We start from the raw sequence: 13060 nt of genomic DNA, 5'->3' as shown, positions 1-13060 counted from the left end.
GTCCGGGGCCTGGGCGGGGTGGTGCTAGCGGATGGTTAGTTGGCGGCTGGCGAGGCCGGCTCGGGCGGCTCGCTCTTCGGTGGTCAGCGGGGCGTCCGTCGACAGGGCCTTCTCCAGCGCGGTGGCGAAGTCGGCGGCGGGCTTCTCTACGTCGGCGGCTTCGGTGTCGGCGGGGAGTTCCCAGACGGGGGCGAGGACGCCGAGGGCGCGGAAGGAGCCGATGAGGCGGCTGCCGTCGACGAGGGCGGACTGGCCGGCGGCGTGGAGGCGGGCGAGGGCGTCCAGGACGGTGTCTTCGCTGTGCGGGAGGACCCAGCGGAGGTAGCGGCGGTCGCCGATCTGGGTCCAGTACGCCGCGTCAACCGAATCGAGCCGCACGGTCGGGGCTGCGGCGGCGTTGGCGCGCTCGAGGCCGGCGGCGACCTCACCGGTCGGGTCTTCGACGTTTTCGCCGACCCAGAAGTCGAAGCCTTCGTGGACCTTGACGTCGATCGGCTTGCTGGTGTCGATGAGGTCCTGGAGGCGGGGGCCGTCCTTCATCAGGTCGCCGACCTGGATCGGGTTGCCGGGCTCGGTGGTCAGCGCGGCGGTGATCGCGTGGGCGACGTCGCGGGACGGGTCGCCGGAGGAGGCGTGGGTCTGGAGACCGATCCAGATGCTCTCGTCGTCGCGGACCAGGCCGGGCATCGCCATCGGCAGCAGGGTGACCAGAGTGACGGTCTTGCCGGAGTCCTTCAGCACGACCTGCGCCGTACCGGACGGGACGATCTCGCGGAACGCGATCAGGTCACACTCCGAGGGCAGGCCTTCGAAGGGGCGCACCACCCAGGTGTCGGCGGCGGCGGCGATCTCCTTGCCGTGGCACTGCTTGAACCGCTTGCCCGAATCACAGGGGCAAGGCTCCCGGGGACCGACGTCGACGAGGTCGGCCGGGTCGAGCGTGACGGTCGTCGTGTTCTTGGCGCGCTGCCGCGACTTCTTTCCCATGGCCGCAGTCTTGCAGTGAAGACCGCCCTACGGCCAACCCGCTAGTTGGGGACGATGGCGTGGACGGTCCGGTGGGCGGCCCCGGTGCGGACGTCCCAGTGCGAAGTCAGTACGTCGACGATCGCCAGCCCGCGGCCGCCGATCGACTCGGGGTGGGTGTCGTCGATCCGCTGCGGCTCGGTGTCGCCGCGCCCGTCGGTGACCTCGACGTGGATGCCGGCCTTGTCGATCCACCAGGCGGCGCGCACCTCACCGGCCGGCAGCGCGGGCGCGTACCGGATGGCGTTGGAAAGCAGCTCCGAAAGTACGAGTTGGGCGTCGTCACACGCCGCGTCGGAAATCCGGTACCGCTTCAGGTGTGCGGCCAGACGGTGGCGGGCGTCCGCTACCGCGGACACTTCATGCGGCAGTACGACGTCCACAACACTCACGTCGGCAGGCAGGGTCGCTGAGGACAAGCAGGGTCTCCTCGAATGATCGGAACAGCCACAAGTTCTTCTGCCCAGCTTCCTGCCGAGGAAAACACCTGCAATTATTCCGTTACAAAGCTACGGCGCAAGATCACGGCCGCTGTCAGGAAACTGTGACAAAGGCGACGGGATTTAACGTAACAATGACCGCGCGCATTCATCGAACTACGTTTCCGGACGTCCTGTCTCGCGCACTTCGTCGGACAACACCCGGAGTACGGACTCCGGCCGGTCGCTGATGATCGCGTCCACCCCGATGTTGCGGCAGTGCCGGATGTCGGCATCCGCATTCACGGTCCACACGTGCACCTGATGACCGTGCTTGTGCGCCCGGTCGACGTACTCGGGGTGTGCGGTGACGAGCTCGAGGCTCGGGCCGGCGTACGAGACACCGGTCGGCAGCGAGCCGTCCCGGAACCGCAGCGGCACCCGGTCCATCAGCAGCACCGTCCGCAGCCCGGGCGCGAGCACTCGCATCCGCCGCAGCGACAGCCACGAGAAGCTCATCACCCGCACCGGCGACTCCGTGCCGATCTTCGGATGCGACCAGCCGTACCGCCCGAGGGCCTCGATCAGACGTCGTTCCACCAGTCCGGCGTACCGAGTCGGGTGCTTGGTCTCGATCGCCAGCTCCAGCGGCCGCCCGGCGTCCCGGACGGTCGACAGCAGCTTGTCGAGCGTCAGCACCTTGGACAGGTCCGGGTCCGGTAGTTCGGCCTCGTCGTCGAGATCGGACCACGGGTTCTTCCACGATCCCCAGTCGAAGCTCTCCAGCTCCTGCAGGCTCATCGTGGACAGGACGCCGCGGCCGTTCGAGGTGCGCTCGATCCTCCGGTCGTGGACACAGACCAGGTGACCGTCAGCGGTCAGCCGGACATCACACTCCAGACCGTCGGCCCCGGCATCGATCGCTCGGCGGTACGCCGCCAGCGTGTGCTCAGGGCTGGTCTCACTGGATCCACGGTGCGCCACAACGCTTGGGCGTTTCCCCATAGAGAGAACTCTGACACGGAAGGTGGCAAGGCAGAATGATCGCCATGGACATGCGAGCAATCGTGTTGGACGGGCCGGTCGAGCCGGAGGAATTACGAGTACGGCGAGTACCGGTTCCCGAGCCGCAGTCCGGCTGGGTGCGGGTGAAGGTGGAAGCGTTCGGGCTGAACCGTTCGGAGTACCACGTGCGGGAGGGTCTGGCCGCCGGCGTGACGTTCCCGATCATCCCCGGCATCGAGGCGGTCGGCACGATCGACTCCGCCCCAGGCGGCGAGTTCGCCGAAGGTCAGCGGGTCGCCGCGATGATGGGCGGGATGGGTCGCCAGTACGACGGCGGGTACGCCGAATATGTCGTCGTACCAGCCTCCTCGATCACCCCCGCGACCACCGACCTCGACTGGGCCACCTTCGGCGCGCTGCCGGAGATGCTGCAGACGGCCCACGGCTCGCTGTTCACCGGCCTCGCGATCGAGCCCGGCCAGAGCATCCTGATCAGAGGCGGTACGTCGTCGGTCGGGATGGCCGCGGCCGCGATCGCGAAGGAACACGGCCTGACGGTCTTCTCCACGACCCGTAATCCGGACCGCGTCGGCGTCCTCAAGGAACACGGCGTCGACCACCCGATCGTTGACGACGGCAACGTGGCGGAAAAAGTCCGGGAAATCCAGGAAAACGGGGTGCACGCCGCGCTCGAACTCATCGGCACAAATGTTCTTCCGGACACCCTGAAAGCACTCGCCGTCCACGGCACCGCGTGTTTCACCGGAATGCTCAGCGACAACTGGACGATCCCGGACTTCTACCCGATGGACTATCTCCCCAACGGTGTCCGGCTGACCGCATACTCCGGGCAGAGCCACGACCTCCCGGCCGAGGCGTTCCAGCGGTACGTCGATCTGGTGGCCGCGGGCAAGCTCCCGATCCGGATCGACCGGGTGTTCGCGATGGAGGAGATCGGCGCAGCGCACCGGATCATGGCCGACGGCAAGGCGGTCGGAAAGCTTGTGGTCACAGTGAACTGATGCGGGGAGCGCCGCCCCCGACGCCCCCCGCATCAGGTCAGCCGGTTGCCTCCTGCAACAAAGGCGACCGGCCTGCGGGACGCGCCAGACCGTAGTGGTCTCGCAGCGTCGTCCCGGTGTATTCGGTGCGGAACAGCCCGCGGGTCTGCAGGATCGGGATGACCTCGTCGACAAAGACGGTCAGCCCGGACGGGAGCACCGGCGGCATGATGTTGAAGCCGTCGGCTGCTCCGGCCGTGAACCAGTGCTCGATCGCGTCGGCCACCTGGTCCGGCGTACCGGTGAAGGTGCGGTGGCCGCGGCCGCCGCCGAGGCGGCCGATCAGCTCACGGACGGTCAGCTCCTCCCGGCGGGCGAGCGTGACGATCAGCGTGTAGCGGCTCTTGGCGCCCTCGATCTCGTCCTCGTCCGGCAGCTCGGCCGGGAGTTGCTGATCGAGCGGCAGCGCCTCCGGAGCGACTCGCAGCGTCTTGGCCAGCTGCGCCCGGGCGTATTCGGGCTGGATCAGCTCATCCAGCTGCCGCTCCAACCGGGAAGCCTCCGCCACGGTTGACCCGATCACCGGCACGATCCCCGGCAGGATCTTGATCGTCCCCGGATCGCGCCCTAGCGCCGCCGTACGGGCCTTCAGGTCGCGGTAGAAGGCCTGCGCGTCCTCCAGCGTCTGCTGGGCCGTGAAGACCGCCTCGGCGTACCGTGCCGCCAGGCCCTTGCCGTCCTCGGACGACCCGGCCTGCACGATCAGCGGGTGCCCCTGCGGTGAGCGCGGCAGGTTCAGCGGGCCGCGGACCTGGAAGTGCCGGCCGACATGATCGATCGGTACGACGCGGTCGTTGACCGCCCAGACCCCGGCCTCCTTGTCGGCGATCGCGGCGTCGTCCTGCCACGAGTCCCACAGCTTGTACGCGACCTCGAGGAACTCGGCCGCTCGGTCGTATCGCTCGGCGTGCGCCGGCTGATCGGCCAGATTGAAGTTCTTCGCCGCATCCGGACCCGCCGTCGTCACAACGTTCCACCCGGCGCGCCCGCCGCTCACGTGATCGACGCTCGCGAACCGCCGCGCAAGATTGAACGGATCGTTGTACGTCGTCGATGCCGTCGCGATCAGGCCGATCCGCGACGTCACCGCGGCAATCGCCGTCAGCAGCACGGTCGGTTCCAGCGAACCCGCCGGACGCCGGCCAACCTCGCCGAACAACGCTGGGGAGTCCGCGAAGAACACCGAGTCGAACAGCCCGCGCTCAGCGATCCGCGCCAGCTCCTGATAGTGCGCGATCGACGTATTCGCGAACGGATTGCTCTCCGGTAACCGCCAGGACGCCTCATGGTGCCCGGTGCTCATCAGGAACGCATTCAGATGCAATTGCTTACTCATACCGAAACCCCCAACGCATCAAGAAGCCGAGCCCGTACGGCGGCCGGCTCGTCCACCACCTCTTCGGCGATCAATCGCCCGTCCTCGAGCACGAGAATCCGATCGGCCAACGCAACCGCCTCGTCGACGTCGTGGGTCACGAGGAGAACGGCCGGCCGATGCACCTCGCACAAAGTGCGCAACAGAGCGTGCATCTTCAACCGTGTCAACGCATCGAGCGCACCGAACGGCTCATCGGCCAATAGCAGTTCAGGCTCCCGCACCAACGACCGCGCAAGCGCCACCCGCTGCTGCTCACCACCCGACAGCTCGTTCGGCCACGCCTTCTCCCGGCCGGCGAGACCCACCTCGGCCAGACTCTGGCGGCCCTTCTCCTCGGCACCACGCAGTCCGAGCACGACGTTGTCCAATACCGTGGCCCAGGGCAACAATCGTGAATCCTGGAAGACGACCGAGACGTTCTCGGGCACCACCAGCTCTCCCGACCCGTCGACCTCCGGGTCCAATCCGGCGAGTGCACGCAACAAGGTGCTCTTTCCAGAGCCGCTCCGGCCCAGCAGGGCAACGAATTCACCGGCCGCGATCTCGAGATCGACCCCATCCAGTACGGCGCGATCGTCGTACCGGCGGACCAGATTGCGGGTTACGATGCCAGCGTACGGCGCCATGTCAGGGCCCTCCTCTGAATCAAGCGAACAACACCGTCGGAAAGCAGCCCGAGAATTCCGTACAGAACCAAACCGACGATGATGATGTCGGTCTGTCCATAGGTCCGGGCCAGCTCCATCATGTAGCCGATACCGCTGGTGGCATTGATCTGCTCGACCACGACCAGCGACAGCCACGCGCCGGTCACGGCGAACCGCAGGCCGAGTAGGAACCCGGGCAGCGCGCCCGGCAACACCACGCGGCGGATGAACTCGCGCTGCGACAACCCCACGGTCTGCGCGAGTTCGACGTACCGGCTGTCGATGGTGCGCAGGCCGTTGTGGGTGTGGATGTAGATCGGCACGAAGACGCCGAGCAGGATCGTCACGACCTTCATCGACTCGCCGATCCCCAGCCACAGAATCAGCAGCGGGAGCAGGGCGAGCGACGGGATCGCGCGCTTGATCTGGATCGGCCCATCGAGGATCGCCTCGCCGAGACGGGACAAACCGGAGATCAGCGCCAGTACGACGCCCAGCACGATCCCGAGGCCGAGTCCGACGAGCGCTCGCTGCGACGACGTCCACAGGTTCGACTGCAGGCGTCCGTCGGAGATCAGCTCACCGGCGGTCGTGACGACCGTCCATGGCGCCGACAGCACGCGTGGGTCGATCCAGCCGGTGGCCGAGCCGATACTCCACACGGCCAGCAACACAACCGGTCCGATGGCAGCGCCGAACTTGATCGGCCTACCCGGGCCGAGCCGGCGCCGCCGTACGACGGGAGCTGTCCGCGTGACGGGCCTCAGCCCGGGCAGAGTGGTGACGGTCATTTGGCCGCACCTGCCTTGATCGCGTCGGCGGCGACCGCCTCGAATCGCAGGTCGTACAGGTCCTTGGCCTGGATCACCGGGTTCTTGGTCTCCGCGGCCAGCAACTCGATCGTCTCCTGGTTCCGCGTGATCGCGTCACTCCAGTCGGCCGTGATGTCCGGGTGCCCGGCGTTGTCCACGAGCCACTGGCCGTCGGCCTCGGTGAGGCCCTGGTCCTTCACGTAGTACCCGGCGATCCATTCCTTCGGGTGCTTGTCGATCCAGTCCTGCGCGACCCCCCAGGCTGCGACGTACGCCCGGATCGCGGCCGCCTTGGCGGGATCCTCAAGCGATTCGGTCGGCCCGTAGAGGTGCCCGGCATCGTCCCTGATCCCGTGCTGCAGCGTCGTCGCGCCGTCTTTGCCGTACTTGGTCTGATACCGCTTGATCTGTACGCCGCCGATCGGCGCGACGTCAACCTGCTTACCTGCAAGGGCATTCACGTACACGTCACCGGTGCTCGGCAGCTCGATCAGCTTGACGTCTTCCTTGGTCAGCCCGGCCTTCTTCAGCACCTTGAGAATCAGCGCGCCCTGCGCCTGCCCCGGGCTGAACGCGATCGACTTGCCACGCAGGTCGGCGAGCGTCTTCACGTTCACGCCCGGCGCGATGCCGAGCTCGTAGATCGGGTGGTTGATCGCGTCCTGGCGGAACTTCGAGGCGACGATCTTCACGTGCAGCCCGGTCCAGGTCGCGTGGATCGCCGGGATCTCGGCCACCGAGCCGAGATCCAGTGCCTTGGCCCGGAACGCCTCGGTGGTCTGCGGACCGCCGCTCAGGTTGGCGAACTTGACGTACTTCTCCACAGCGTCGAGCTGGCCCGACAGCTTGAAGGCGACTTGGGTGGCCGGATCACCGACGACGATCTTCGCTCCGTCGGGCACGCTGGTCGGCAGGGGAGCGTCCAGCGCGAGTTTCTGGCCACTACCGGCCTCGGCAGACCCGCCACAACCTGCCAGCACCAAGGCAGCAGCGGCGGCGAGTACGGCGTACTTGAACTTAGACATGGTGAACCCTCGGGGTGGCGGTGGCGTACCGGCCGTCGTGGTAGAGCAACGGCTCGTGTTCGCGGCGTTCGGTGTGGGTGATCAGGCGGGCGACGACCAGGTAGTGGTCGCCGACAGCGAAGCGGTGTTCGACGTGCGCACGCAGGACGCTCGGCGCCTCGTCGAGCACGGGCTCCCCAGTGCGCAGGCGGGACCAGCGAGTCGGCGCCGCGAAGCGGTCGATCCCGCTGGTGGCGAAGCGGCCGGCGATGGCCTGCTGGTCGTCGGACAGGAAGTTGATCGCGAGCGAGGTCGCCAGGCTGACGGTCGGCCAGCTGGACGCCTTGGTATCGATCGCGAACGAGACCAGCGGCGGCAGCAGGCTCACTGACACCAGGGAGGTGGCGGTGAAGCCGACCGGGCCGTGGCCGGCATCGGCGGTGATCACCACGACACCAGCGGCGTGGCGACGGAAGACGTTCCGGTAGACGTCGGCGTCGACGACCCGCTCTTCAGATCGGTCCGGAACCAGGGACAGGGCAGGGCGGTGCACAGCAGGGACGGACATGGCTCTCCCTTGGGGAAAAGGGCATGCGAAAGTGAAGAAGCCTGAGGCCTCGTACGGCGCGTCAGCGGCGCCGGAGCAACTGGGGACCAGGGGTCACCGACAGGTGGCGCTCGCCGTCCGCAGCAGATCGATGACGCGACGGCGTGTCAGCAGGGTCGTCGTCATGTCAGCAATCTTCGCATCTATGTCTACTGGAGTACTGGACAATCCCACCATCCGGGACAACTGTCTCGCGGAGGCCGCCCTCACACATCTGCCCAGGCGTGCGTTTAATGGTCGTGATGACTGTGGGACTGCCTCCGTTCCAGGCGCTCGTCGACGCACACTGGCGCGACGTGGCCCGGCTCGCGCGCGCCTTGGCCGGGCCGGTCGACGGTGACGACGTGGCGCAACGTGCTTGGGAGAAGGCGTTCGCCGCCTACCCCGGGCTGACCTCGGCCAAGAACCTGCGCAGCTGGTTGCTCACCATCACGGCGCGCTGCGCGACCGACGTACACCGGGCTCGCAAGCCACAGCGGCCGCTCGACGATGCGCCCGCGGTCGCGGTCGACGGCCCGGACGCTGCCGCGTGGCCCGATCCCAACCTGTGGCAGGCGGTCAACGAGCTGCCCGAGCGGCAGCGGTACGCGATCACGCTCAAGTACGTCGGCGACCTGGACCACCACGGCGTGGCCGCCGCCCTGGACACCACCCCCGCAGCCTCGCGGCGCCTTGTCAGCGACGCCCTCGCGACCCTGCGCCGCACCCTCGGAGTTGACGCATGAACGCACTGGAGGACCGGCTGAGCCGGTTCAGCACCCCTGACCTCAAACCACCTGTCCTGCCGGACGCCGATGTCGCCTATGCCTTGCACGACACCGCGATCGGCACGCTGCTGCTCGCGGTCGCGCACGGCCGGGTGGTGGCGAGCTCGTTCGGCGACGAGGAGACGATCACCGGACGGCTCGCGCGGGCCGTGTCACCCCGAGTACTACGCCAGCCGCGCGCACTGGACGCCGTACGGGGGGAGTTGGATGAATACCTCGCTGGTGAGCGCCAGGAATTCACGGTGCAGGTTGATCTCGCGCTTGCGACGCCGTTCCAGCAATTGGTGCTGAGTGACCTGCGGACGCACACCAGCTATGGCGCGACGAAGAGCTATGGCGAGCTCGCCGGAGAGATCGATCGGCCCAAGGCCGCAAGAGCAGTCGGTACGGCGCTGGGCGCGAACCCCGTGTGTGTTCTGCTGCCGTGTCATCGGATCATCGGGTCCAGCGGATCGCTGACCGGGTACGCGGGCGGGCTCGACGCCAAGCGCTACTTGTTGAATCTCGAAAAGAAAAGGACACGTTCCGCGTAGCCGCGGGAATGTCTTTAGAGTTGAAGAAAATAGGAGCAGGTCCCCAATGTGGAGTGGGGATCTGCTCCTATTCTTTCGGGGTTCTGCTCAGGCGTGGATCTCGAGGATGAGCCGGCGGCGGCCGCCCCACTCGCGCTTGTAGACCTTGTAGTTGTCGATCCCCGCGGCGGCGCAGAGCCGGCCGTAGCTGATTTCGTCGTGGATGTAGTGCACGCTGCTCAGGCCGTCGGCGTGCTCGGTGGTGACGATCCGGTGCTCCGGGCCCTGGCGCATCCCCAAGGCGATCTCGCCGGCCTTGGCCGGTCCCCAGGACGGGCCCTCGATGATCGCGATCCCACCCGGCTTCAGCACCCGCGAGATCTCGCAGATCGTCGAGATCTGCTCGTCTTCCGCGAACAGTTCGTGGAACGCCGTCCACAGGCAGATCACCGCGTCGAACGAGTCCCACGCGTAGGGCAGGTCGGTCATCGACCCGATCGCCCAGTCGACCGCCAGCTCCTCCTCAACGGCCTTGGCGCGACCGGCCTCGACCAGGTTCGGCGAGATGTCGAGGGCGCGCACGGTCTTGCCGGCGCGGCTGAGTGGCAGCGAGATCCGGCCGTAACCACAGCACAGATCGAGAACCGTGTCCCGGCCGTCCAGGAGTTCCTCGACGGCCTTGACGATGTCTGCGTCCCGCTCGGGCGAAGTCCGCGCAGACAGGCCGTCGACACCGAGTTCGGCGTATTCGGCCCGGCTACGCAGTGCGGAGTTGAGCATGGGCGCAAGTATCCCGCGTGGCGTAGGTCAGTTGTCCACCGGTGTAGTGGTCACGATCCGGCCGCGACCGATTTTCCCGAGCACCACCGCGGCGAGCATCGAGACGATGATGCTCGTGTACGTCGCTCCCAGCCAGCCGGGAACCGCGTTGCCGCCGAAGAGCTTGCCCTGGACATCGAGCCAGAACGGCGACCAGCCGCTCACCGTGCCCGGATTCACGAGCTGGTACGCCACGAAGCCGATCAGCCACGCAACGGTCGGCTGCCAGCGGAACTTCGCCGTACTGGAAACATCCCAGTTCATCTTGCTCACCAGGAAGAAGTCGGCGATCGCCACCGCGAACAGCGGGATGAAGACCGAGCCGATCAGGTAGAGAAACTGCGTGTAGTTGCCCAGGTCAACCAACAGCGCGAGGCCGGTGGCGAGGGCTCCGATCGCGATCGAGATCCAGCGGCGGTCGACGTGACCGATCAGGTTGTGCGCGGCCATCGTGGTCGAGTAGACGTTCGCGTAGGCCTCGTCGACCTCGTCGACCAGCAGCACGAACAGCGCGATCGCGCCGGCCGGCAAGGTGACGAGCGCGGTGATGACACCCTCGCTGTCGGTCTGCAGAGTCGCAACCGCGAAGACACCCAAGGCGTAGTACAGGATCGCGGCCAGGCCGTAGCCGAGCGCCGAGCCACCGAACGCGGCCTTGTTGGATTTCGAGTGCCGGGTGTAGTCGGCGGCCAGCGGTGCGAACGAGACGACACCGGCAGCGGCGAGGTCGACGCCCGGCCAGAAGCCGAACACGCCGTCCTGCGGTAGTGCGTGCACTGGCTTGCTGAGCACCTGAATGAATAGGTAGACCGAGGCAATCAACACGAGCCAGACCATGAACTTGCGCAGCACCTTCACACTGCCCAACGGCCGGACCGCCATCGTGGTGGCGAGGATGCCGGCCAGTACGACGAACAGCCAGCGCCAGCGCTCACTCGTCACCGCGACCGCGGCCTGCGAGATCACGATGATCTCCATCGTCGCCCAGCCGATGTTCTGCGCAATGTTCAGTACGGTCGGGGCCATCGATCCGCGGCGGCCGAAGATTCCGCGCAGGGCGGTCATCGCGGGCGCGCCGGTGTGCGAGCCGAAGACGGCCGCGCCACCCAGGACGAGCGCACCGATGCCGCAGCCGACGACCACGGCCAGCAGTCCCTGCCAGAGCGAGCCCGTGTACGCCGCCACCAGCGCACCGGTGACCGGACCGAACAGGGAGATGCCGAAGTTCCCCCAGAGGGTGAACTGGTCGAGGAACCCGAGGGTCCTCGGCGCATCCGTGGTGAGGACGAGCGGCGCCTCGTTGTTGGCAGGGCGAATTGCAGTGTCAGTCATCGCGTTCCCTACGCCGGCATTACCCGGTCAGGTTCAGGCGGTCGGCGACCCGTTGATCTAGTCGCCCTCTCAGCCCGCATGTCGGTGCGAGCTCCCGCAGAGGTTTTGCTACCGCGTCAACGATACTGCCTCAGTCTGTTGCCCGCGTGGCGGCTGCTCGGTGGATGAGCGCGGCCACCTCTGGGCCGTTGGTGAGCACCGGCATGTGTGAGCCGGTCGACAGGGTGCGCGCCTCACCCTGAGTCAGGTCGGCCAGCCGGCGGGCGAAGTCGGACGACGACAGGTGGTCGTGCTGCGAGCGGATGATCACCACTGGCGCCTTGACCCGGCTGATCACCTTGGCCAAGTCGTGCTTCCGGCAGGCAGCTGCGGCTCTCGCGATGGTCTTGGCTCCCGTGCGGGCGTATTGCGGGGCCAGGACCGGGATGAGCTTGGGGGACTCCGGTGCGGCGGATTCCAGCCAGCGCATGCCCAGGTCCATCCAGCTGGATGCCTTCTGGTCACCGCTCGGAGCGATCAGCACCAGTGCGTGCACCAACTCGGGATGCGCGATCGCCAGCTCCACTGCGATCTGGGCGCCGGCGGAGTGCCCGACGAGGACGGAACGGGCGCGTACCTTTCCCTCCAGCAGTGCGGCCAGAGCTTCGGGGTGCAGGTCCTCGCGCTCGCCGGCAGGTTCGCCGTACCCGGGCAGTGTGACGATGTTGTAGGGCAGCGCCAGGTGCTCGACCGTTGGTGCGTACGACTCCGGCCCGAGACCGAGGCCCGGGACCAGCACTACCGGTGTAGTCATTCCCAGGGCGCGCGGCCCGGAGCTGCCCGGACCACGCTGTCGTACTCCGGCTTGAGCTCCCGGTAGCCGAGGAAAAGGCCGGCGGCGAGGATCAGCAACCCGAAACCACCCCAGCCGTACGCCGTCGGCAGGCGGTCCAGTGTGTCGTCGGCGGAGCCCAGGCCGGTCGTCAGCACCATGACGAACCAGATGAGCAGCGGAATCAGGCTCACAGCAACCAGCGCGCCACCACCGATCTCCGCGGCCGCAGGCTGGCGGCCGAGCTTGCGGCGACCCAGCACATCCCGCGCCCACAGCACCAGCGCGACCACACCGACCAGGAGGATCAGGAGCTGCCCGAGCGCGTCGATCACGTCAGTGCGCAGCGGGTGGTTCAGCGGCGAGCCAGGAGCCTGCGTGATCTCGCGGATCGACACCCGCTGGATCGAGATCACCAGCAGCCCGTAGAACGCGGCAATCAGCGTGGCTAGCAGGAGCACCTTGGCCGCACGTGGGTCCCGGCCCGGGAACGGCTCCTTGCGCCCGTACTGCGGGAAGTGGTCGGGGTGCTGGTCGACAGGAGCGCCGTACGGGTGTCCGGGGCGGTAGCTCGGCGGTTGAGCCGGGTCGGTCGGCGGACCGCCGTACTGGCCGGGTTGGGAGCCGTAGGACTGCGGAGGCGGGGCATACGGAGGCGGTAGCGGCTGACCGCCGTGGCCATACGTGCCACCGCCGTACGGCGCGGGCGGAGCGACGTACTGCTGCCCTTCACTCGGCTGCACTGCGCTCGGCTGCACTGCACTTGGCTGCTCCGTGCTCGGCTGCTCCCGCTCCGGCTCACGTCCGTACGTCGGGAAATCCTGTGACGACATGGCTGCTCCCTCCCCGCTCAGCTTCTC

The 13060-nt window shown here is 67.5% G+C and carries 15 protein-coding genes and 1 riboswitch; of the genes, 3 read left to right on the top strand and 12 right to left on the bottom strand.

The window, feature by feature from the left end:
- Positions 1-24: 24 nt before the first annotated feature.
- From E1263_RS25840 to E1263_RS25830, 3 genes are all read right to left on the bottom strand, one after another.
- Positions 25-987, bottom strand: a complete 963-nt coding sequence (locus E1263_RS25840) for a DUF5926 family protein (protein ID WP_132171806.1) — start codon at positions 985-987, stop codon at positions 25-27.
- Positions 988-1028: 41 nt separating this feature from the next.
- Complete coding sequence (locus E1263_RS25835; RefSeq protein ID WP_132171804.1) at positions 1029-1445, bottom strand: ATP-binding protein; 417 nt, start codon at positions 1443-1445, stop codon at positions 1029-1031.
- 177 nt (positions 1446-1622) lie between these two features.
- A complete protein-coding gene (locus E1263_RS25830; protein ID WP_132171802.1) occupies positions 1623-2450 on the bottom strand; it encodes a glycerophosphodiester phosphodiesterase in 828 nt (275 codons plus the stop codon).
- Positions 2451-2494: 44 nt separating this feature from the next.
- Here E1263_RS25830 and E1263_RS25825 point away from each other — a divergent pair, with 44 nt between their 5' ends.
- On the top strand, positions 2495-3472 hold the full coding sequence (locus tag E1263_RS25825; protein ID WP_202869052.1) for a zinc-binding alcohol dehydrogenase family protein: 978 nt from the start codon (positions 2495-2497) through the stop codon (positions 3470-3472).
- A gap of 37 nt (positions 3473-3509) precedes the next feature.
- Here E1263_RS25825 and E1263_RS25820 read toward each other — a convergent pair whose 3' ends face one another.
- Genes E1263_RS25820 through E1263_RS25800 form a run of 5 tightly spaced genes read right to left on the bottom strand, consistent with a single transcriptional unit; the run spans position 3510 to position 7920 of the window.
- The gene (locus E1263_RS25820; protein WP_132171800.1) at positions 3510-4847 is read right to left on the bottom strand and encodes an LLM class flavin-dependent oxidoreductase; all 1338 of its coding nucleotides are present in this window, start codon (positions 4845-4847) and stop codon (positions 3510-3512) included.
- The gene (locus E1263_RS25815) at positions 4844-5515 is read right to left on the bottom strand and encodes an ABC transporter ATP-binding protein (protein ID WP_132171798.1); all 672 of its coding nucleotides are present in this window, start codon (positions 5513-5515) and stop codon (positions 4844-4846) included. The genes E1263_RS25820 and E1263_RS25815 overlap by 4 nt, the downstream gene beginning before the upstream one ends.
- Positions 5491-6327: an ABC transporter permease gene (locus E1263_RS25810; RefSeq protein WP_132171796.1), complete on the bottom strand. Its 837-nt coding sequence runs from the start codon at positions 6325-6327 to the stop codon at positions 5491-5493. Before E1263_RS25810 ends, E1263_RS25815 begins: the two co-directional genes overlap by 25 nt.
- The gene (locus E1263_RS25805; RefSeq protein WP_132171794.1) at positions 6324-7373 is read right to left on the bottom strand and encodes an ABC transporter substrate-binding protein; all 1050 of its coding nucleotides are present in this window, start codon (positions 7371-7373) and stop codon (positions 6324-6326) included. The genes E1263_RS25810 and E1263_RS25805 overlap by 4 nt, the downstream gene beginning before the upstream one ends.
- A complete protein-coding gene (locus E1263_RS25800; protein WP_132171792.1) occupies positions 7366-7920 on the bottom strand; it encodes a flavin reductase family protein in 555 nt (184 codons plus the stop codon). Before E1263_RS25800 ends, E1263_RS25805 begins: the two co-directional genes overlap by 8 nt.
- Positions 7921-8201: 281 nt before the next feature.
- Here E1263_RS25800 and E1263_RS25795 point away from each other — a divergent pair, with 281 nt between their 5' ends.
- Both E1263_RS25795 and E1263_RS25790 read left to right on the top strand, forming a co-directional pair.
- On the top strand, positions 8202-8684 hold the full coding sequence (locus tag E1263_RS25795; protein WP_238161531.1) for an RNA polymerase sigma factor: 483 nt from the start codon (positions 8202-8204) through the stop codon (positions 8682-8684).
- Positions 8681-9259, top strand: coding sequence for a methylated-DNA--[protein]-cysteine S-methyltransferase (locus tag E1263_RS25790; protein ID WP_132171788.1), 579 nt, complete (start codon positions 8681-8683; stop codon positions 9257-9259). The genes E1263_RS25795 and E1263_RS25790 overlap by 4 nt, the downstream gene beginning before the upstream one ends.
- Positions 9260-9346: 87 nt before the next feature.
- On the opposite strand, the gene E1263_RS25785 is transcribed toward E1263_RS25790, so the two are convergent.
- From E1263_RS25785 to E1263_RS25770, 4 genes are all read right to left on the bottom strand, one after another.
- Positions 9347-10018, bottom strand: coding sequence for a class I SAM-dependent methyltransferase (locus tag E1263_RS25785; protein ID WP_132171786.1), 672 nt, complete (start codon positions 10016-10018; stop codon positions 9347-9349).
- 27 nt (positions 10019-10045) lie between these two features.
- Positions 10046-11389, bottom strand: coding sequence for a purine-cytosine permease family protein (locus E1263_RS25780; RefSeq protein ID WP_132171784.1), 1344 nt, complete (start codon positions 11387-11389; stop codon positions 10046-10048).
- A riboswitch (TPP riboswitch) is annotated at positions 11378-11497 on the bottom strand. Its footprint overlaps the gene before it by 12 nt.
- A 22-nt stretch (positions 11498-11519) precedes the next feature.
- Positions 11520-12182, bottom strand: coding sequence for an alpha/beta fold hydrolase (locus E1263_RS25775; protein WP_132171782.1), 663 nt, complete (start codon positions 12180-12182; stop codon positions 11520-11522).
- Complete coding sequence (locus E1263_RS25770; RefSeq protein WP_132171780.1) at positions 12179-13033, bottom strand: hypothetical protein; 855 nt, start codon at positions 13031-13033, stop codon at positions 12179-12181. The genes E1263_RS25775 and E1263_RS25770 overlap by 4 nt, the downstream gene beginning before the upstream one ends.
- Positions 13034-13060: the final 27 nt, after the last annotated feature.

Source organism: Kribbella antibiotica (assembly GCF_004349055.1).
GTDB classification, from domain to species: domain Bacteria; phylum Actinomycetota; class Actinomycetes; order Propionibacteriales; family Kribbellaceae; genus Kribbella; species Kribbella antibiotica.
The sequence above is the reverse complement of the archived record's forward strand: the minus strand, read 5'-3'. Positions and strand labels throughout refer to the sequence as shown.

What these genes read in the sequence shown, in the direction of transcription:
- E1263_RS25840 (WP_132171806.1), bottom strand. Translation starts at nt 987, where the DNA reads ATGGGAAAGAAGTCGCGGCAGCGCGCCAAGAACACGACGACCGTCACG.
- E1263_RS25825 (WP_202869052.1), top strand. Translation starts at nt 2,495, where the DNA reads ATGGACATGCGAGCAATCGTGTTGGACGGGCCGGTCGAGCCGGAGGAA.
- E1263_RS25785 (WP_132171786.1), bottom strand. Translation starts at nt 10,018, where the DNA reads ATGCTCAACTCCGCACTGCGTAGCCGGGCCGAATACGCCGAACTCGGT.
- E1263_RS25795 (WP_238161531.1), top strand. Translation starts at nt 8,202, where the DNA reads ATGACTGTGGGACTGCCTCCGTTCCAGGCGCTCGTCGACGCACACTGG.
- E1263_RS25810 (WP_132171796.1), bottom strand. Translation starts at nt 6,327, where the DNA reads ATGACCGTCACCACTCTGCCCGGGCTGAGGCCCGTCACGCGGACAGCT.
- E1263_RS25805 (WP_132171794.1), bottom strand. Translation starts at nt 7,373, where the DNA reads ATGTCTAAGTTCAAGTACGCCGTACTCGCCGCCGCTGCTGCCTTGGTG.
- E1263_RS25790 (WP_132171788.1), top strand. Translation starts at nt 8,681, where the DNA reads ATGAACGCACTGGAGGACCGGCTGAGCCGGTTCAGCACCCCTGACCTC.
- E1263_RS25815 (WP_132171798.1), bottom strand. Translation starts at nt 5,515, where the DNA reads ATGGCGCCGTACGCTGGCATCGTAACCCGCAATCTGGTCCGCCGGTAC.
- E1263_RS25830 (WP_132171802.1), bottom strand. Translation starts at nt 2,450, where the DNA reads ATGGGGAAACGCCCAAGCGTTGTGGCGCACCGTGGATCCAGTGAGACC.
- E1263_RS25780 (WP_132171784.1), bottom strand. Translation starts at nt 11,389, where the DNA reads ATGACTGACACTGCAATTCGCCCTGCCAACAACGAGGCGCCGCTCGTC.
- E1263_RS25770 (WP_132171780.1), bottom strand. Translation starts at nt 13,033, where the DNA reads ATGTCGTCACAGGATTTCCCGACGTACGGACGTGAGCCGGAGCGGGAG.
- E1263_RS25775 (WP_132171782.1), bottom strand. Translation starts at nt 12,182, where the DNA reads ATGACTACACCGGTAGTGCTGGTCCCGGGCCTCGGTCTCGGGCCGGAG.
- E1263_RS25800 (WP_132171792.1), bottom strand. Translation starts at nt 7,920, where the DNA reads ATGTCCGTCCCTGCTGTGCACCGCCCTGCCCTGTCCCTGGTTCCGGAC.
- E1263_RS25820 (WP_132171800.1), bottom strand. Translation starts at nt 4,847, where the DNA reads ATGAGTAAGCAATTGCATCTGAATGCGTTCCTGATGAGCACCGGGCAC.